This is a genomic window from Paracoccus aminovorans, from assembly GCF_900005615.1.
In the GTDB taxonomy this organism is placed as follows: Bacteria; Pseudomonadota; Alphaproteobacteria; order Rhodobacterales; family Rhodobacteraceae; genus Paracoccus; species Paracoccus aminovorans.
This window is the reverse complement of sequence record NZ_LN832559.1, coordinates 899,758-918,371: the sequence shown is the minus strand read 5'-3', so window position 1 is coordinate 918,371 and position 18,614 is coordinate 899,758. Positions and strand designations below refer to the sequence as shown.

Genomic DNA, 18,614 nt, shown 5'->3' with positions numbered 1-18,614 from the left:
TTCTTCAAATTGCGGCGTTGCGGCAAAGGCCCGCGCATCGCCGCCGTCCCGTCGCGCCTATTCCCGCGGCAGGACGCGCAGCCGCAATTCGCGCAGCTGCTCGTTCGTGGGTTCGCTGGGCGCGCCCATCATCAGGTCCTCGGCGCGCTGGTTCATCGGGAACATGATGACCTCGCGGATGTTCTGCTCGTCGGCCAGCAGCATGACGATGCGGTCGATGCCGGCCGCGCAGCCGCCGTGCGGCGGCGCACCGTAGCGAAAGGCCTTGACCATGCCGCCGAAGCGCTTTTCCACCTCGTCATGGCCATAGCCGGCCAGTTCGAAGGCCCTGAACATGATCTCGGGGCGGTGGTTGCGGATCGCGCCCGAGATAAGCTCGTAGCCGTTGCAGGCCAGGTCGTATTGATAGCCCTTGACCGCCAGCGGATCGCCCGATAGCGCCTCTAGCCCGCCCTGCGGCATGGAAAACGGGTTGTGGCTGAAGTCGATGCGGCCGTCCTCGCCCTTCTCATACATCGGGAAATCGACGATCCAGGCGAATTTGAACTGGTTCTCGTCGGTCAGGCCCAATTCGCGGCCGATCTCGTTGCGGGCACGGCCGGCGACGGCCTCGAAGGCCTCGGGCTTGCCGCCGAGGAAGAAGGCTGCGTCGCCCTCGCCCAGGCCCAGCTGCAGGCGGATCGCCTCGGTCTTTTCCGGGCCGAGCGCCTTGGCGATGGGACCGGCGGGTTCGGTCGAGCCGTCCTCGGCCTTGCGCCAGAAGATATAGCCCATTCCGGGCAGGCCCTGGCTCTGGGCAAAGGCGTTCATGCGGTCGGCGAACTTGCGCGAGCCGCCGGTGGGCGCGGGAATGGCGCGGACCTCGGTGCCCTCCTGCTCCAGCAGCTTGGCAAAGATCGCGAAGCCCGAGCCGCGGAAATGGTCGCTGACCACCTGCATCTCGATCGGGTTGCGCAGGTCGGGCTTGTCGCTGCCGTATTTCAGCATCGACTCGGCATAGGGGATGCGCGGCCAGACGGCATCGACCGGGCGGCCATTGCCGAATTCCTCGAACAGGCCCTGGATCACCGGCTGGATGGCGGCAAAGACGTCCTCCTGTTCGACGAAGGACATTTCCAGGTCGAGCTGGTAGAAATCGGTGGGCGAACGGTCGGCGCGCGGGTCTTCGTCGCGGAAGCAGGGCGCGATCTGGAAATACTTGTCGAAGCCCGCGACCATGATCAGCTGCTTGAACTGCTGCGGCGCCTGCGGCAGGGCGTAGAACTTGCCCGGATGCAGCCGCGAGGGCACCAGGAAGTCGCGCGCGCCCTCGGGGCTGGACGCGGTGATGATCGGGGTCTGGAACTCGGTGAAGCCCTGGTTCCACATCGCGTCCCGCAGCCATTTGACGACGCGCGAACGCAGCATGATGTTCTGATGCAGCGACTCGCGGCGCAGGTCGAGGAAGCGATAGGCCAGCCGCGTCTCTTCGGGATAGTCCTGGTCGCCGAAGACCGGCAGCGGCAGGTCGTCCGAGGGGCCGAGGATCTCCATCGCGGTGGCATAGACCTCGATCTCGCCGGTGGGCAGCTTGGGGTTCACCAGGCTGGCGTCGCGCAGCTTCACCTTGCCGTCGATGCGGATCACGGTTTCGGCGCGCAGCTTTTCCAGGGCGGAAAAGGCCGGGCTGTCGCTGTCGGCGATGACCTGGGTGATGCCGTAATGGTCGCGCAGGTCGATGAACAGGACGCCGCCGTGATCTCGGACCCGGTGCACCCAGCCCGACAGGCGGATGGTTTCACCGGCATTGACGGCCGTCAGCTGGCCGCAGGTGTGGCTGCGATAGGCGCTCATCACTTTTCCCCTTGCGTATCGGCCACGCATGAACCGCGTGATCCGGGGGAAGTCAAGCGATCAGAACGGCCGCACCACGCCGCCGGACCAGAAATAGGCCCCCATCCCCACCGTGAACAGCACGTTGCCGGCGATGGCGTGCAGCAGCCAGGCCGAGGGGAAGCCGCGCAGCAGGTAGGCGCGGGCGAAGATCCAGCCGCCGACGAAGGTCAGCACCGCCACCACCAGCGACCAATACATCAGATGCGCGAAGGAAAAGACCGCCGCATTCGCCAACACCGCCGTCGCCCGGTCCGGGAACAGGCTGGAAAAGCGGTGGAAGAACAGCGCCCGGAAGATCAGCTCTTGCGGCAGGGCCGAAAGCAGCGGGTAGAGCAGCCAGATCACGGCCAGGAAACGCAACCGCTCGGGCGTCAGCGGGCGGAAATATTCGGGGCGGGCAAGCTGGACGATGCTCCAGCCGATCAGCGCCACGACCAGGCCGAAGGCCAGGATCTGCCAGGGCGGCACCGCGCGCCAGCCGCGGATCAGCCCGTGCCACTCGAACCCGCCGGTGCGCCACAGCAGCGCCAGCCCGGCCAGCGAGAACACGAAAAGCGCCGGGAACAGCAGGCGCGGCGGCATGAAGACGGCAATGGCCAGCGGCGCCCCGACATAGAGCGCCGCGAATTCGGCCCAAAGCAGGCCGCGGCCTATTGCAGCCTCCGGTTCAGCCACATGCGCCATTGCGCGGGCGAGCCGGAAAAGACGTTCAGGTCCACGTTGCCGCCGATGCCGGGCACCACGCCGGTCCCGGTATATTGCCAGAAGGTATAGGGCTGGCCGGGATAGACGATGCGCGGATGGCCGGCGACCGAGCGCAGCCAGAACTCCTCGCGCCAGCTGGCGAGGTTGTTGTCGCGGTAGAAGTCCACCGTCGTATAGATGATCGGGCGCTGGCCGTAATATTGCTGCAGGATGTCCTTGAAGATCCTGGCCTCGCGCAGGACCTCGTCGGCCGGCGGGCGGCGCGGGCAGGTCTTGGAGGGCGTCCATTCCAGATCGATGACCGGCGGCATGGCGCCGCGTTCGCGCGGCACGTTCTGGATGAACCAGGCCGCCTGCTGCGTGCCCGAGCGGCAGAAGTAGAAATAGTGATAGGCGCCGCGGGGAACGCGGGCCTGCGCCGCCTCGGCCCAGTAGCGGCGGAAGTTGGGGTCGGCATGGTCGCCGCCCTCGGTCGCCTTGATGAAGGCGAAGCTGACGCCCGATCCGCGCACCGCGTTCCAGTCGATATTGCCCTGGTAGCGGGAAATGTCGATGCCGTGCACCGGGTGGTCGTAGGGATGCCCGCCGACCCAGGCGTGGGGGGCGGAGTCCCCGAACTTGGGACCGACGCCCTGCCCCGCCATGACCGCGCGGCTCTGCGACGGCCCCCGCCCGCAGGCCGCCACCGCGACCAGCAACAAAACCGTCAATATCCTGCCCAGGAGTTTCATCTTTGCCCTCTGCCCCATGCGCCTGTCCTCGGCGCTTTGCCCTCTTATCGCAAAGGTCGCGCGCACTGTCACGATGGCGTGACAGTCACGAGTTTGTGCAAGCGGCCCTTCAGGCCTCCAAGTCGATGGAAAGGCGCGGAAATGCCTCGCATCCGCGGTGCCTTTTGCCTGCGCGGCGCGCGAACGGACAGGTCCCGGGCGCGCCGCGCCGACGGCTCCGGGCGCCGCGCACGCCGCCATCACGCGGCGCGCGCAGGAAGGTGATGAGCATCGCCGGCAACCGCGGATCGGGCCGGCGGGTTCTTCCGGCAGCATTCAGCCAAGGAGGCAACAAGATGCGCAAACACGTGAAATTCGCCCTGCTCAGCGCCGCCATGCTCGCAACGGCGCCCGCGATGCTGACCCCGGCCCTGGCCCAGACGACGGAATCGCCCGCCGCCCCGGTCGCGGTCGTCGGCCTGCCCGAGGGGTTCGTCTATGTCGAGAGCAGCGCGGTCACGGGCGACGAGATGAAGGGCATCCATCTCTACGACCTCGCCGGCGACAAGATCGCCAAGGTCGAGGACATCGTGATCGGCCCCGACGACAAGGTCGCTGGCGTTCTGGTCGACGTGGGCGGCTTCCTTGGCCTGGGCGCGCACAAGGTCGAGCTGAAGCCCGACCAGCTGCAGGTCTACAAGAACGCCAACAAGAAGGAGTTCCGCGCCTATACACCGCTGACCAAGGACGAGCTGAAGGCGCTGCCCGAATACAAGGGCGCGCAGTAACGACCGCAAGCAAGGCGGACAGCCAACAGGGGTCCGGCGCGATGCCGGGCCCTTTTTCCGGCCACCCCGGGGGCACGTCTTTCGACCGAAGGCTTTCCATCCGGCCCGCGGCCGGATCGCCGCACCGCCGGCCTGTCCGCCTGGTATCGGGCAGAGAGGGGCACGGGATCCAGCGAAGCCGGGTCGACCGCGGGCGGTTCTCTTGGTCAAACTTGGGGTGGCTCTGGAAATGGCACGATCAAACGCTTCGATTTTTCCTGGCATAGCGACACGATTACCGGCGGCAGCGGCAACGACTCGATCAATGGCATGGGCGGGAATGATTATCTCTTCGGCATGGCCGGAGACGATACGCTGTCGGGCGATGCCGGTAATGATACGCTGACTGGATATACCGGCAGCGACGTTTTCCAGTTCAGTTACAGCCTGAACCAAGGCTCCGACCGGATTCAGGATTACAGCGACGGCAATGACAAGATCCGATTCACCAATTCCGGCGGCGCGGGGTTCGGCGATCTGGTGTTGACCGATATCGGTGCCGATTGCCGGATCAGTCTGGCGAGCGGGGGCGAAATCCTGCTGGCGGGCGTCAGCGCGGCCACGCTGGGCGCAGGCGATTTTCGTCTTTGCCTGAGCGGATGTCTCAGCGCGGTTCAGCGCCGCAGGGCGGATGGCCAAGGCCGCGCGTCAGGCAATGCGGGCGCCGCCCGGCGCGACGGGCAGGCCGCACTGCCTGACGCGCGGGCATGCTCCCATGCCGGGCAGGGCCGGCTCAGTTCACCCCCGGCACCAGCTTGCCGGGGTTCATGATCCCCTGCGGATCCAGCGCCTGCTTGATCGCAGCCATCACCGCGACCGCCTCGCCATGCTGGGCGCGCATCAGGGGAAGCTTGCCGATGCCCACGCCATGCTCGCCGGTGATGGTGCCGCCGACGGCGATGGCGCGCTCGGCCATGCGGGTGGCGACGCGCTTGGCGGCGGCCAGCTCGGCCTCGTCGCCGGGCATGACCAGGATCTGGGCATGGAAATTGCCGTCGCCGACATGGCCGACCATGGGACCCAACAGGCCCTCGGCGCGGATGTCAGCCGCGGCGTCGGCCACCGCCGCCGGCAGGTGCGACATGGGCACGCAGACATCGGTCACCACCGCGGTCGCGCCCGGCCGCAGCGCCAGGCAGGAGCGATAGGCGTTGTGGCGCATCTTCCACAGCGCGGCGCGGGCCTCGGGCGTGGTGGCCCAGTCGAAGCCGGTGCCGCCGAAGTCCGCGGCGAGCGCGCCGAAGGCCTCGGCGTCGCTCTGAACCGAGGCGGGGGCGCCGTGGAACTCGACCATCAGGTGCGGGCCCTCGTGCATCTGGGTGCCCGAGAAGCGGTTGAAGGCGCGCACCACGTCGGCGTCGATGAACTCGATCCGCGCCATGGGGATGCCGGACTGGATGGTCGCGGTCACGCATTCCACCGCCTGCTCCAGCGTCGGAAAGCCGCAGACCGCGGCGGCGACCTCTTCGGGCTGGCCGTGCAGGCGCAGGGTCAGTTCGGTGATGATGCCGAGCGTGCCCTCGGCGCCGACGAAAAGCCCGGTCAGGTCGTAGCCGGCCGAGGATTTCGCGGCACGGGTGCCGGTGCGGATCACGCGGCCGTCGGCCAGCACGACCTCAAGCGCCAGCACGTTGTCGCGCATGGTGCCGTAGCGGACGGCCGTGGTGCCCGAGGCGCGGGTCGAGGCCATGCCCCCCAGACTGGCATTGGCGCCGGGATCGACCGGGAAGAACAGGCCGGTGGCGCGCAGCTCCTGGTTCAGCGCCTCGCGCGTGCAGCCGGGCTGGACGGTCGTCTGCAGGTCGCCGGCACGGATCTCCAGCACCCGGTCCATGCGCAGCATGTCAAGGACCAGCCCGCCCTGCGTGGCCAGAGCCTGCGCCTCGAGCGAGGTGCCGGTGCCCCAGCCGATCAGCGGCACGCGATGGCGCTGGCAGATCGCAGCGATCTGCGCGACCTCTTCGGTGGTCTCGGGCCAGGCCACGGCATCGGGCGGCGGCGCGCGGTGCCAGGATTCGGACTGGCCATGCAACTCGCGGTCGGCGCCGCTGGTCGAGAAGCGGCGACCGAGCAGCGCGGCAAGCGCCTCGGCGGCAGCGGCGGGAATCGGCATCGGCTCCTCCTGGCTTGGTATGGCAGTTCTAGGACCCCCCGCCCGCCGCCCGCAAGTCGGGTTCAGGCCCGGGCGCCGAACAGCCCCTTGACCGCCCCTATCGCGGGCGAGACGACGTAATGCACGACCGGGATCAGGATCATGCCCAGGATCACCCCGAAGATGCCGTCGAAAAAGGCCGTGGTCGCCCAGGCGGCGGCGCCGGGTGCGGCGGGCACGGCCTGGGCTGCGGATTCGGCCATATGGTGGATCCACTCATAGGGCTGATGCTGGCCCAGGACGTGCAACCCGTGGACGACGATCTGCCCGCCGACCCAGATCATCGCGGCGGTGCCGACCACGGTCAGCACCTTCATGAAGCCCGGCATCACATGCACGATGCCCCGCCCCAGCGCCGCCGTGGCGCCGCCCCGCCGCGCCAGGTGCAGCCCAAAGTCGTCGGCCTTCACGATCAGCGCCACGAAGCCATAGACCGCGACAGTGATGCCCACCGCCACCACGGCGAGGATCAGCGCCTTCATCCAGATCGCGTCGCCGGTAGGGATCGCGGCCAGGGCGATGGTCATGATCTCGGCCGAGAGGATGAAATCGGTCTTGATCGCGCCCTTGACGCGTTCTTCCTCAAGGCCGGCCGCGCCCCCGGCGGTCACCTGCAGATGCGGGTCGTTGCCATGGTCGTGGGCCAGGGCGTGAAAGATCTTCTCGGCGCCCTCGAAGCAAAGGTAGCTGCCGCCCAGCATCAACAGCGGCGTGATCAGCCACGGCGCAAAGGCGGAAAGCAGCAGCGCGATCGGCAGCAGGATCACCAGCTTGTTGAACAGCGAGCCGCGGGCGATCTTCAGCACGATCGGCACCTCGCGCGCGGCCGAAAAGCCGTGCACGTATTTCGGCGTCACCGCCGCGTCGTCGATCACCGCGCCCGCGGCCTTGGCGCCGGCCTTGGCCGCCTGCCCGGCCACGTCGTCGACCGAAGCCGCCGCGATCTTGGCGATTCCCGCCACGTCGTCCAGCAGCGCCAGAAGTCCGCTCATGCAACACCGTCCTTTTGCCCAGATGCAGCACTCTAGGCGGCGCCGCGCGACAGCGCAATTCGCCGGCGCGGCATTGGTTCCCGGCCACGCGGCTTGCGCCCGCCTGCCGAATCATTCATCAAGCGTGGAACAAACGAAAGGGCCGCGCCGATGCTGGATCAGAACGCAAAACCGACCGAGGAAATCGACCTGCGCGAGACCTTCGGCCTTGACAGCGACATGAAGGTCAAGGGCTTTGCCGAGCGCAGCGACCGCGTGCCCGACATCGATTCCACCTACAAATTCGACCCGGACACCACGCTGGCGATCTTGGCGGGCTTTGCCTACAACCGCCGGGTGATGATCCAGGGCTATCACGGCACCGGGAAATCCACCCATATCGAGCAGATCGCCGCGCGGCTGAACTGGCCCTGCGTGCGGGTGAACCTGGACAGCCACGTCAGCCGCATCGACCTGATCGGCAAGGACGCGATCAAGCTGGTGGACGGCAAGCAGGTCACGGTCTTCCACGAAGGCATCCTGCCCTGGGCGCTGCGCAACCCGACCGCCATCGTCTTCGACGAATACGACGCCGGCCGTGCGGACGTGATGTTCGTGATCCAGCGCGTGCTGGAGGCCGACGGCAAGCTGACCCTTCTGGACCAGAACGAGGTCATCACCCCGAACCCCTATTTCCGCCTGTTCGCCACCGCGAACACCGTGGGTCTGGGCGACACCACCGGCCTCTATCACGGCACGCAGCAGATCAACCAGGGCCAGATGGACCGCTGGTCGCTGGTCTCGACCCTGAACTACCTCAGCCATGACGCCGAGGCCGCCATCGTGCTGGCCAAGAACCCGACCTACAACACCGAAAAGGGCCGCAAGATCATCAACCAGATGGTGACGCTGGCCGACCTGACCCGCACCGCCTTCATGCAGGGCGACCTGTCCACGGTCATGTCGCCGCGCACTGTGATCGCCTGGGCGCAGAACGCCCGCATCTTCGGCGACAATGTGGGCTATGCGTTCCGGCTGACCTTCCTGAACAAATGCGACGAGTTGGAGCGCCAGACCGTGGCCGAGTTCTATCAGCGCCTGTTCGACGAGGAACTGCCGGAGAGTGCGGCGGTCAAGGCGGGGTGATGGGGACAGGCTGGACCACGGCTGATTATGCTCTGATAATTAGTCTTTGTTCAGCAGCCATTTCTTTGGCTTCGTTCCTATGGAACATCTGGTCCAAATTCATTTTCCCCAAGCCAAAAGTGACAGTAGGCTTTGCGAACATGATATCGTTTCCGGTTCATGACCGTGAGAGTCCTGCCTTGCAAGCTCTAGGAATGACTGCCATCAATCATGGTCCTGGGCCAGTCATTCTCAGCTCGGCTGTTGGTCGCTTTAAGCGGAAGAAGCTCTGGAAAAAGCCGATGGAAGCTGTCCTAAAGAGCTACACAAATTGGCCGTACGACCTGGACGGCTACTGCATCGGCGGAGAGGGCCTGCCAAGAAAGCTTGAGGTTGGCGAGGTGTATCAGATGTTCTTACGCCCATCTCCGAATAACTATTCGGAACTAAAACTATTCGGCTTCTCCGACACGTTTGGTCACACACATTGGGCAGATAGACGTGCAGTTGTCCGAGCTCTGAGGAGCCTCAATAAACCATGAAAAAATCCGACAACCCCGCCGATCCGTTCAAGAAGGCCCTGACCGAGGCCACCCGCGCCATGGCCGAGGATCACGAGCTGAACGTGACCTTCAGCGCCGATCCCTCGGGCGTCTCGGGCGACACCATGCGCCTGCCCCAGGTCAGCCGCCGCATGACCCGCGACGAGGTGCTGATGGCGCGCGGCACCGCCGATGCGCTGGCGATGAAGCTGCGCCACCACGACGCCGCCACCCATGCGAAATACGTCCCCGCCGGGCCGATGGCGCGCGACCTCTACGAGGCGATGGAGACCGCGCGCTGCGAGGCTCTGGGGGCGCGCGACATGCCCGGGGCGCTGTCGAACATCGACGCCAAGCTGGGGCAAGAGGCCGAGCGCAAGGGTTACGGCCAGATCAAGTCCCCCGCCGACGCGCCCCTGGCCGTCGCGGCGGGCTATATCGTGCGCCAGATGGCCTCGGGCCGCGCCCTGCCCGGCCCGGCGCAGCATGTCGCCGACCTGTGGCGGCCCTTCGTCGAGGAACAGGCCGGCGCCGATCTGGACGAGGTCAAGGCGGTGCTGGACGACCAGGCGGCCTTTGCCCGGCTGGCGCGCAAGGTGATCTCGGACCTCGGCTACGGCGACCAGCTGGGCGAGGACCCCGACCAGCCCGCCGAGGACGAATCCGAGGAGAACGCCGAACAGGACGAGGAAGCCGGCGACAACCAGTCCCGCGACCAGAGCCCCGACGAGGATGCCGAGGCCTCGCCCGAACGCAGCCAGGAGCAGACCGAGGAGCAGCGCCAGGCCCAGGTCAGCATGGACGACCAGTCCGACGAGGAGCTGGCCGACCAGGCCGAGACCACCGAGGCCGACAGCCCGCAGGAGCTGCCGCCGCAGGTCAGCGAGGCCAGCCCCGACTACAAGGTCTATACCCAGGAATTCGACGAGGAGATCCGCGCCGAGGACCTCGCCGACCCGGCCGAGCTGGAACGCCTGCGCGCCTATCTGGACAAGCAGCTGGAACCGCTGCGCGGCGCTGTCTCGCGCCTGGCCAACAAGCTGCAACGGCGGTTGCAGGCGCAGCAGAACCGCAGCTGGGAATTCGACAAGGAAGAGGGCGTGCTGGACGCCGGCCGCCTGGCCCGCGTGGTCGCGAACCCGACGACGCCGCTGTCCTTCAAGGTCGAGAAGGATACCGAGTTCCGCGACACCGTGGTGACGCTGCTTCTGGACAATTCCGGCTCGATGCGCGGCCGGCCGATCTCGATCGCCGCGATCTGCGCCGACGTGCTGGCGCGCACGCTGGAACGCAGCCAGGTCAAGGTCGAGATCCTGGGCTTCACCACCCGCGCCTGGAAGGGCGGCCAGAGCCGCGAGAAATGGCTGGCCGAGGGCCGCCCGGCGCAACCGGGCCGGCTGAACGACCTGCGCCACATCATCTACAAGGGGGCCGACGCGCCCTGGCGCCGGGTGCGGCCGAACCTGGGCCTGATGATGAAGGAAGGTCTGCTCAAGGAAAACATCGACGGCGAGGCGCTGGAATGGGCGCATCGGCGGCTGACCCGCCGGCCCGAGCAGCGCCGCATCCTGATGGTGATCTCGGACGGGGCGCCCGTCGATGACAGCACGCTGTCGGTCAACCCGGCGAATTTCCTGGAAAAGCACCTGCGCGACGTGATCGCCATGATCGAGCGCAAGAAGCAGGTCGAACTGCTGGCCATCGGCATCGGCCACGACGTCACGCGCTATTACCAGCGTGCGGTGACGATCACCGACGCCGAACAGCTGGCCGGTGCCATGACCGAGCAACTGGCGGCGCTGTTCGAATCCGACCCCCGCAAGCGCGCCCGGGCGATGAACCAGCGCCGGGCCGGCTGAGATGGTCCCTGCCCCGCGGCGGGATCGCTTGATTTGCGGCCCCGCCTCGTGCGACCAAGGCGGCAACGCCGGAGGTTGACGTGTTGCGCATTGGTTTCTTCATTCCCGAATTTCCCGGGCAGACCCATATCTTCCTGTGGCGCGAGCGGCAGGCCCTGGCCGAGCTGGGCGTCGAGGCGCAGCTGGTCTCGACCCGGCGCCCGCCCCGCGCCATCGCCTCGCACAGCTGGGCGGCCGAGGCGCAGGGGCAGACGCGCTACCTGATGCCGGTCTCGGGCCCGGCCCTGGCGGGCATCCTGGCCGAGCTGCTGCGCGCCCCGGCGGGGACCCTGCGCGCGCTGGGTGCGCTGCTGCGGGCCGAGGCCCCGGGCGGACCCAAGCAGCGGCTGCGGCTGCTGGCGCTGCTGGCCATGGGCGCGCAGCTCAAGCGCATCGCGCGCGAAGGCGGCTGGACGCATGTGCACGTGCATTCCTGCGCCGACAGCGCCAATATCGCCATGTTCGCCGAGCGGCTGGGCGGCCCCGGCTACAGCCTGACCCTGCACGGGCCGACTCTGGACGGCTACGGCCCGAACCAGCGCCAGAAATGGCGGCATGCGCGCTTCGCCACCATCATCTCGCGCCTGCTGATGGGCGTGGCGCAGCGCGACATCGGCGACGACCTGCCGCCGGTGGTCAATATCGCGCCGATGGGCGTTGATCTGGCCCAGATCCGGCGCAGCACACCCTGGCAGCCGCCCGCCCCCGGCGAGCCGCTGCGGATCTTCAGCTGCGGCCGGCTGAACGCGGTCAAGGGCCACGACCACCTGATCGAGACGGTGCGGCTGCTGCGCGCGCAGGGCATCGACGCCCGGCTGGAGATCGCCGGCGAGGACGAACAGGGCGGCAGCGGCTATCACCGCCAGATCGACGCGCTGATCGCCGAAAAGGGCCTGGGCGACGCCGTGACCCTGCTGGGCGCGGTCGGCGAGGCGCGGGTGCGCGAGGGGCTGGAAAATGCCCATGTCTTCGCGCTGGCCAGCCTGAACGAAGGCATCGCGGTCGCCATCATGGAAGCCATGGCGATGGAGATGCCGGTGGTCGTGACCGATGTCGGCGGCAACCACGAGCTGATCACCTCGGGGCGCGACGCGATCCTGGTCCCGGCCGAGGCCCCCGCGGCCATGGCGGCCGAGATCGCCCGGCTCCATGCCGACCCCGAAGAGGCGCGGCGGCTGGCCCAGGCCTCGCGCGCCCGGGTGGCAGCCGATTTCCACCACCGCCGCAGCGCTCAGGCGGTGGCCGACGGGCTTGCGCGCACCGTGCCCGGCGCGGCCGAGGCGATGGGGGCGGCGCGCCCCACCGCCGCCCCGGCCTCCGCGGCCGCCGCCGGCGCCTGATCGGGCAGCAAGGACAAGAGGACCATGTTCCAGGATTACGACAGCGATTCCGACCCGACCCGCCACCCGCCGCGGCTGGCCGCGCTGCGGCGCGAGCTGGCGGCGCGCGATCTGGACGGCTTCCTGGTGCCCCGGGCCGACGCGCATCAGGGCGAATATGTCGCGGACCGGGACGCGCGGCTGGCCTGGCTGACCGGCTTCACCGGCAGCGCCGGCTTCTGCATCGTCGCCCCGGACCGCGCCGGCGTCTTCATCGACGGCCGCTACCGCGTCCAGGTCAAAGCAGAGGTCGACACGTCGACCTTCACCCCGGTGCCCTGGCCCGAGGTCAAACCCGCCGCCTGGCTGCGCGACGCCCTGCCCGAGGGCGGCCGCATCGGCTATGACCCCTGGCTGCATACGCGGGCCGAGATCCGCATACTGGAACAGGGCCTGACCGGCTCGGGCATCGCGCTGATCGCGGTCGAGCATAATCCGGTCGATGCGATCTGGCCCGACCAGCCCGAACCTCCGGCGGGCGCGGTGCGGCTGTGGCCCGATGCGGTGGCCGGCGAAAGCGCCGCCGACAAGCGCGCCCGCATCGCCGCCGGCCTGCGCGCGGCGGGCCAGCGCGCGGCGGTGCTGACCCTGCCCGATTCGCTGAGTTGGCTTCTGAACATCCGCGGCGCCGACGTGCCCCGGAACCCGGTGGTGCAGGGCTTCGCCATCATCGAGGACAACGGCCATGTCGCGGTCTTCGCCAATCCGGCGAAATTCGACGCCGAGGTGCGGGCGGCGCTCGGCAACGCGGTCTCGGTCCTGCCGCCCGAGGCGCTGATCCCGGCGCTGACCAATCTCTCCGGTCCGGTGCGGGTCGACCCGGCCAGCGCGCCGGATCAGGTCTTCACGCTGATCGAAAGCATGAACACCCCCATCGCCGAGGGCCCCGACCCGGTGATCCTGCCGAAGGCGCAGAAGAACCCGGCCGAGGTCGCCGGCATGCGCGAGGCGCATCTGCTGGACGGCGCGGCGGCGACCGAACTGCTGCACTGGCTCGACGCCCGCGCCCCGCAGCTGGACGAGCAGCCGCTGACCGAGATCGACGTCGCCGAAAAGCTCGAGGAACTGCGCCGGGCGCGCGGCATCCTCGACATCAGCTTCGACACCATCGCGGCCACCGGCCCGCATGCGGCGATCCCGCATTACCACGTCAGTCGCGCCAGCGACCTGCGCATCCTGCCCGGCCAGGTGCTGCTGGTCGATTCCGGCGGCCAATATGCCATGGGCACGACCGACATCACCCGCACCCTGCCGATGGGCCCGGTCGATGCCGCCGTGCGCCGCCCCTATACCCGGGTGCTGCAAGGCATGATCGCGGTGTCGCGGGTGCAATTCCCGCAAGGGGTCGCGGGCTGCCACATCGACGCGCTGGCGCGGGCGCCGCTCTGGTCCGAGGGCATGGACTACGACCACGGTACCGGCCACGGCGTCGGCGCGGGCCTGTCGGTGCACGAAGGGCCGGTGCGGATCTCGCGCATCTCCGAGATCCCGCTGGCCCCCGGCATGATCCTGTCGAACGAACCCGGCTATTACCGCGAGGGCGCATTCGGCATCCGCATCGAGAACCTGATCGTGGTCGAACCGCGCGAAGGCGCCGACGGCCGCGCCATGCTGGGCTTCGAGACCCTGACCTTCGCCCCCATCGACCGTCGGCTAATCGACCCCGCGCTGCTGTCGCAGGACGAGCGCGACTGGCTCGACGCCTATCACGCCGAGGTCTGGCAAAAGATCGCGCCCCTGGTCACGGTCGAGGCGCGCGACTGGCTGTTCCTGGCGACGCGACCCCTGGGCGGGGTCGCCTGACGACGGCCCCGTCGCAGGGCTTCTCTGTTCCCCAAATACTCCTGTGGCCGTGCCCGGATGCGCGGCCAAGGGAGTATTTTGGGAACGAAGAAACCGAGGCCGGTTCAGTCTTCGTCGATGGTTTCCTCGGCCGCCTCGGGGTGGCGGCGGCGCCAGGCCAGCGAACTGAGGAAGGCCATGCCGATGAAGCAGGCGCCCAGAAGGCCGGTCACGGCCTCGGGGATCGGGCGCAGGGTCTGGACGAACATCAGCACCGACAGCACCAGGATCGACCAGAAGGCGCCATGCTCGAGGTAGCGAAAGGCGGCCAGCGTGCCGCGCTCGACCAGCATCACCGTCATCGAGCGCACATACATCGCGCCGATGCCCAGGCCGATGGCGATCAGGAACAGGTTTTGCGTCAGGGCGAAGGCGCCGATCACGCCGTCGAAGCTGAAGGAGGCGTCCAGCACCTCGAGATAGAGGAAGGCGCCGAGGCCGCCGCGCGCCATATCGCCCGAGGTCGGCCCGCCGCCCCAGCGGTCCAGCACATGGCCCAGCATGTCGACGCCGAGATAGGTGATCACGCCCCAAATCGCCGCGATGATGAAGGTATGTTCGCTGGCATCCGGCAGCCAGTGCAGGATCGCCAGCATGCAGACCAGCACGAAGCCGATCTCCATGCCGCGGATCTCGCCCAGGCGGCGCAGGAAGGATTCGACGCCCTTGATCCAGTCGACATCCTTGGCCTCGTCGAAGAAATAGTTCAGCGCCACCAGCATCAGGAAGGCACCACCGAAGGCCGCGATGGGCAGATGCGCCTGGTGGATGATCTCGGAATATTCCTGCGGCCGGGTCGCGGCCAGGCGCAGCGCCTCCCACGGCGCGAGCCGGGCGGCGATCACCACCACCAGCAGCGGAAAGATCACCCGCATCCCGAAGACCGCGATGACGATGCCCCAGGTCAGGAAGCGGTGCTGCCATTTCGGCGTCATCTGCTTCAGCTTCTGCGCATTCACGATGGCATTGTCGAAGGAGAGCGAGATTTCCAGCACCGCGAGGATGGCCGCGATCAGGAAAAAGCCCAGCGCGCCCGAGCCGGTGCCGCTGTATTGCCAGCCCAGAGCAGCTGCCAGCCCGAGGCCGAGGCCGGTGACGATGAAGGGCCAGGTCATATAGCTGAGGGTCGATCTCATGCGCCGTCCTTGTGCCGCTGCTTCCCCGGTCATAGGCTTTGCCGGCAAGACGGGCAAGGCAAGCCTTTCAGGGGCGGAAAGAGGGTTCATGCGGTTCCGGCGCTATGCGGTCTATCACCTGCCCCAGGGACCCTTGGGCGATTTCGGCAGCGCCTGGCTGGGCTGGGACGCGCGGCACGGGCTGGTCCATCTGCGCCCCGAGGGCCTGCCCCCCGACGTCGAGACCGTCACCACCGTGCCGCGCCGCTACGGCTTCCACGCCACGCTGAAGGCCCCTTTTCATCTCGCCGAAGGCCGCACGCCCGAGGACCTGGCCCGCCGCCTGCGGCTGGTCTGCGACCATCTGGCGCCCTTCGCGCTGGACCTGGAGCCGCGCTGCGACTGGGGCTTCCTGGCGCTGCGCCCACTCCATCAGCCGACGGAACTGCTGGCGCTGGAATCGGCGCTGGTCACGCGGCTCGACGATCTGCGCGCGCCGCTGACCGGGGCCGAGCGCGACCGCCGCAACCCCGACGCCCTTCCCCCGCAGGCCCGCGCGCATCTGGACCACTGGGGCTATCCCTTCGTGCTGGACCTGTTCCAGTATCACCTGACCCTCTCCGGCCAACTGCCCCCGCCCCGGGCCGAGGCGCTGCGGCAGGCGCTCGCGCCGCATCTGGCGCCGCTGGTCGCGGCACCCATGCCCGTCGCCGCCGTGGCACTGATGGGCGAGGACGAGGACGGCTTCTTGCGCATGATCGAAGAGGTGCCCCTGCGCGGCTAGAGCCAGTTCTTCCATTTCAGCACCAGGAAGGTGACGACGGCCGAGCCGACCATCAGCCCCAGCGCCATGGGGAATCCCCAGGTCAGCTCCAGCTCCGGCATATGAGAGAAGTTCATGCCGTAGATGCTGGCGATCAGCGTCGGCGGCAGGAACAGCGCCGCCACCACCGACAGGATGCGCACCCGGTCGTTCTGCTGCAATCCGATCATGCCCATGGTCGCATCCACCGTCATGGCGATGCGCGAGCCCAGGAAATCGGCATGCACCTCCAGCGCCTGGATGTCGCGTTGCAGCGCGCCGTGCAGCGGGCGCAGCACGGAACTGTCGGGCTGATGCGCGGAATTGGCGGCGTGATAGGCCAGGATGCGCTCCATCGACAACAGCCCCATGCGCACCCGGCTCATCAGTTCGGCCTGCCGGCCCACCGTCACCAGCGAGACCTGCAACGAGCCCGCGTCCCGGGCCGAGCTCATGGTCAGAACCTTTGCCGCCGTCGCGTCCAGCGCCCGGGCGACGCCCTCGGAAAGGTCGGCGAGCCGGCCGACGATGTCCTCGATCAGCCCCAGGAACACCCGGGCGGGCGAGCCGCAGCCGCTGCTCGAACGGTCGGCGCGGGGCGGGAAGGTCTCGAAGGGACGGGGCGCGTGGTGGCGCACGGTGACCAGCCGGTGCTGGTCCAGGATGAAGGTCACCGGCATGGCGACCTGGGTGCCGTCGGGCAATTGCCCCGGCAGCACGGCGGTCATGTAGATCCGGCCGTTGTCGGTATAAAGCCGGCTCGAGATCTCGATCTCTTCCATGTCGGCCAGCGTCGGCACGTCGTAGCCCAGCGCCGAGACCGCCCGCACCTGCGACTCCAGCGGGCGATAGAGGTCGATCCAGATCGCATCGGCCAGCACCGCGCCCTGCGGCTGCGGCACAAGCCCCAAACCCTGGCTGACATAGCTGTAAAGCATCCCGCCCCCATCCGGTCCCGGCGCCTGCGCACCGGCCCGGCAATCCCGCGCCTCAATACATCCGGCCGCCCAGCGGCACCTCGCGTTCGGGCGCGATCAGCACCACATCGCCCGCCGCATCGGGCAGGCCCAGCACCAGCACCTCGGATCGCACCGGGCCTATCTGGCGCGGCGGAAAGTTCACCACCCCCAGCACCTGCCGGCCCACCAGCGTCTCGGGCGTGTAATGCGCGGTCAGCTGGGCCGAAGAGCGCCGCTCGCCGATCTCGGGGCCGAAATCCACCCACAGCTTGAAGGCGGGCTTCCTCGCCTCGGGAAAGGACTCGGCCCGGATGATGCGGCCGACGCGGATATCGACCTTGGCGAAATCCTCGTAGCCGATCATTTCCCCAACTCGCGCCCGCGCGCGGCCGCCGCGGCGATGGTGCGCCGCATCAGCGGCGGCAGGCCGCTGTCGGGGTCCATCAACGCGCGCAGCCCCGCCGCCGTGGTTCCGCCCGGAGAGGTGACGGCCTCGCGCAGCCTCGCCGGATCCTCGTCCTCGGCCACCGCCAGGGCGCCGGCGCCGGCCACGGTGGCGCGCGCCAGGGCCAGCGACAGCGCGGGCGCCAGCCCCTCGGCGACGCCCGCCGCGGCCATGGCCTCGATCATATGAAAGACATAGGCGGGACCCGAGCCGGACAGCGCCGTCACCGCGTCCATCTGATCCTCGCGTTCCAGCCGCACGACGCGGCCGATGGCGGACATCAGCGCCTCGGCCAGCGCCATCTCGGCCGCGCCGGTGCGGGCGTTGCCGATGATCGCGGTGATGCCCTGCCCGATGGCCGCCGGCGTGTTCGGCATGGTCCGCACGATCGGCGCGGCCGGAAAGGCGGCCTCATAGGCGCCCAGCGTCACCCCCGCCGCGACCGAGACCACCAGCGTCTCCGCCCCGACCGACAGCCGCGGCAGGACATCGGCCATCATCTGCGGCTTCACGGCAATGACCAGCACGGCCGGGTCCGCCGGCAACTTTCCGTTTACTGAAATACCCAGATCCGACAGTTCGGCCCGGGGATGCGGGTCCAGCACATGCACCGCCCGCGCCGCCAGCCCGCCCTTCAGCCAGCCGTCCAGCAGCGCGCCGCCCATGCGCCCGCAGCCGACCAGCACCAGCCCGCGCGCGTTCACATCCGAGAAATCCATGTCCTTGCCCCGTGTCCTGGCCTTTCAGGCGCGACCGTAGGCTTCGGCCATGGCGATGTCCATGGCGGCGGCGGGCGTGGCATCGCCCCAGCAGGCCAGCTGGAAGCAGGGATAAAAGCGTTCCGCGTTCTCGACCGCGCTGCGGATCATCTGGTCGATCTGCGCCGGCGCGGCCATGGCGTCGCCCGCCAGAACCAGGCCATAGCGCCAGACCATCAGCTTCTGCGGCGCCCAGAAGGTGAAGCCGCCGTCCCAGACCTGGTCGTTGGCCAGGTTCAGCACCTCGTAGAGCGCCGGCAGCCGCTCGGACGGAGGGTCCATGTCGAAGGTGCAGATCAACCGCAGCACCTCTTCGCCCGGCGACCAGGCCAGCGTGATGGAATAGCTGCGCCACTGGCCCTCGACCACCATGGCGATCTGGTCCTCGGCCAGGCGGTCGAAGTCCCATGCGTGATGCGCGGCGACCGTCTCGACGATGTCGATGGGATGGATGTCGTCGCTGTGGATGAAGTCCATCTGTGCCATGCCTGTCCCCCTGCCTGCCTGCG

At 68.4% G+C, this 18,614-nt stretch carries 18 protein-coding genes; 8 read left to right on the top strand and 10 right to left on the bottom strand.

What is annotated here, in order from left to right; genetic code table 11:
• Window positions 1-57: 57 nt before the first annotated feature.
• The 3 genes from aspS to JCM7685_RS04650 are packed head-to-tail and all read right to left on the bottom strand — an operon-like array spanning window position 58 to window position 3,311.
• Window positions 58-1,833, bottom strand: coding sequence for an aspartate--tRNA ligase (gene aspS, locus JCM7685_RS04660; protein ID WP_074965739.1), 1,776 nt, complete (start codon window positions 1,831-1,833; stop codon window positions 58-60).
• 60 nt (window positions 1,834-1,893) lie between these two features.
• Window positions 1,894-2,559, bottom strand: coding sequence for a CPBP family intramembrane glutamic endopeptidase (locus tag JCM7685_RS04655; RefSeq protein ID WP_074965738.1), 666 nt, complete (start codon window positions 2,557-2,559; stop codon window positions 1,894-1,896).
• A complete protein-coding gene (locus JCM7685_RS04650; RefSeq protein WP_083412510.1) occupies window positions 2,526-3,311 on the bottom strand; it encodes a glycoside hydrolase family 25 protein in 786 nt (261 codons plus the stop codon). Before JCM7685_RS04650 ends, JCM7685_RS04655 begins: the two co-directional genes overlap by 34 nt.
• Window positions 3,312-3,646: 335 nt before the next feature.
• On the opposite strand from JCM7685_RS04650, the gene JCM7685_RS04645 reads away from it, so the two are divergent.
• Together JCM7685_RS04645 and JCM7685_RS04640 are read left to right on the top strand one after the other, a co-directional pair.
• Window positions 3,647-4,078 carry a PRC-barrel domain-containing protein gene (locus JCM7685_RS04645; RefSeq protein ID WP_170848873.1) on the top strand — a complete coding sequence of 144 codons (432 nt, stop codon included), beginning with the start codon at window positions 3,647-3,649 and terminating at the stop codon, window positions 4,076-4,078.
• A 132-nt stretch (window positions 4,079-4,210) separates the two neighbouring features.
• Window positions 4,211-4,888: a calcium-binding protein gene (locus JCM7685_RS04640; RefSeq protein WP_331716679.1), complete on the top strand. Its 678-nt coding sequence runs from the start codon at window positions 4,211-4,213 to the stop codon at window positions 4,886-4,888.
• Here the strand turns inward: JCM7685_RS04640 and JCM7685_RS04635 are convergent.
• Both JCM7685_RS04635 and JCM7685_RS04630 read right to left on the bottom strand, forming a co-directional pair.
• Entirely contained in the window at window positions 4,851-6,230 is a 1,380-nt protein-coding gene (locus JCM7685_RS04635; RefSeq protein ID WP_074965736.1) for an FAD-binding oxidoreductase, read from the bottom strand. The genes JCM7685_RS04640 and JCM7685_RS04635 overlap by 38 nt on opposite strands.
• 62 nt (window positions 6,231-6,292) lie before the next feature.
• Window positions 6,293-7,261 (bottom strand): DUF808 domain-containing protein, encoded by a 969-nt coding sequence (locus JCM7685_RS04630; RefSeq protein ID WP_074965735.1) that lies wholly within the window; start codon window positions 7,259-7,261, stop codon window positions 6,293-6,295.
• Window positions 7,262-7,411: 150 nt separating this feature from the next.
• Between JCM7685_RS04630 and cobS the strand changes: the two genes are divergently transcribed.
• The 5 genes from cobS to JCM7685_RS04610 all read left to right on the top strand — a co-directional run bounded on the left by cobS (window position 7,412) and on the right by JCM7685_RS04610 (window position 13,987).
• On the top strand, window positions 7,412-8,386 hold the full coding sequence (gene cobS, locus JCM7685_RS04625) for a cobaltochelatase subunit CobS (protein ID WP_074965734.1): 975 nt from the start codon (window positions 7,412-7,414) through the stop codon (window positions 8,384-8,386).
• Window positions 8,386-8,907, top strand: a complete 522-nt coding sequence (locus tag JCM7685_RS19820) for a hypothetical protein (RefSeq protein ID WP_139218055.1) — start codon at window positions 8,386-8,388, stop codon at window positions 8,905-8,907. The genes cobS and JCM7685_RS19820 overlap by 1 nt, the downstream gene beginning before the upstream one ends.
• Window positions 8,904-10,766 carry a cobaltochelatase subunit CobT gene (cobT, locus tag JCM7685_RS04620; RefSeq protein ID WP_074965733.1) on the top strand — a complete coding sequence of 621 codons (1,863 nt, stop codon included), beginning with the start codon at window positions 8,904-8,906 and terminating at the stop codon, window positions 10,764-10,766. The genes JCM7685_RS19820 and cobT overlap by 4 nt, the downstream gene beginning before the upstream one ends.
• 80 nt (window positions 10,767-10,846) lie before the next feature.
• Entirely contained in the window at window positions 10,847-12,145 is a 1,299-nt protein-coding gene (gene epsE / locus JCM7685_RS20520) for an exopolysaccharide biosynthesis GT4 family glycosyltransferase EpsE (protein ID WP_074965732.1), read from the top strand.
• A 24-nt stretch (window positions 12,146-12,169) separates the two neighbouring features.
• On the top strand, window positions 12,170-13,987 hold the full coding sequence (locus JCM7685_RS04610) for an aminopeptidase P family protein (RefSeq protein ID WP_074965731.1): 1,818 nt from the start codon (window positions 12,170-12,172) through the stop codon (window positions 13,985-13,987).
• A gap of 104 nt (window positions 13,988-14,091) precedes the next feature.
• Here the strand turns inward: JCM7685_RS04610 and JCM7685_RS04605 are convergent, their stop codons facing one another.
• Window positions 14,092-15,162, bottom strand: coding sequence for a DUF475 domain-containing protein (locus tag JCM7685_RS04605; protein WP_074965730.1), 1,071 nt, complete (start codon window positions 15,160-15,162; stop codon window positions 14,092-14,094).
• Between the two features lie 88 nt (window positions 15,163-15,250).
• Here JCM7685_RS04605 and JCM7685_RS04600 point away from each other — a divergent pair, with 88 nt between their 5' ends.
• Window positions 15,251-15,925, top strand: a complete 675-nt coding sequence (locus JCM7685_RS04600) for a DUF1045 domain-containing protein (RefSeq protein WP_074965729.1) — start codon at window positions 15,251-15,253, stop codon at window positions 15,923-15,925.
• Here the strand turns inward: JCM7685_RS04600 and JCM7685_RS04595 are convergent.
• From JCM7685_RS04595 to JCM7685_RS04580, 4 genes are read right to left on the bottom strand one after another with little or no spacing between them, the layout of a single operon-like run.
• A complete protein-coding gene (locus JCM7685_RS04595) occupies window positions 15,922-16,881 on the bottom strand; it encodes a magnesium transporter CorA family protein (protein ID WP_074965728.1) in 960 nt (319 codons plus the stop codon). The genes JCM7685_RS04600 and JCM7685_RS04595 overlap by 4 nt on opposite strands.
• 52 nt (window positions 16,882-16,933) lie before the next feature.
• A complete protein-coding gene (locus JCM7685_RS04590; RefSeq protein ID WP_074965727.1) occupies window positions 16,934-17,266 on the bottom strand; it encodes a tRNA-binding protein in 333 nt (110 codons plus the stop codon).
• The gene (gene proC, locus JCM7685_RS04585) at window positions 17,263-18,066 is read right to left on the bottom strand and encodes a pyrroline-5-carboxylate reductase (protein ID WP_074965726.1); all 804 of its coding nucleotides are present in this window, start codon (window positions 18,064-18,066) and stop codon (window positions 17,263-17,265) included. Before proC ends, JCM7685_RS04590 begins: the two co-directional genes overlap by 4 nt.
• 24 nt (window positions 18,067-18,090) lie before the next feature.
• Window positions 18,091-18,591, bottom strand: a complete 501-nt coding sequence (locus JCM7685_RS04580) for a type III secretion system chaperone family protein (protein WP_074965725.1) — start codon at window positions 18,589-18,591, stop codon at window positions 18,091-18,093.
• Between the last annotated feature and the right edge of the window lie 23 nt (window positions 18,592-18,614).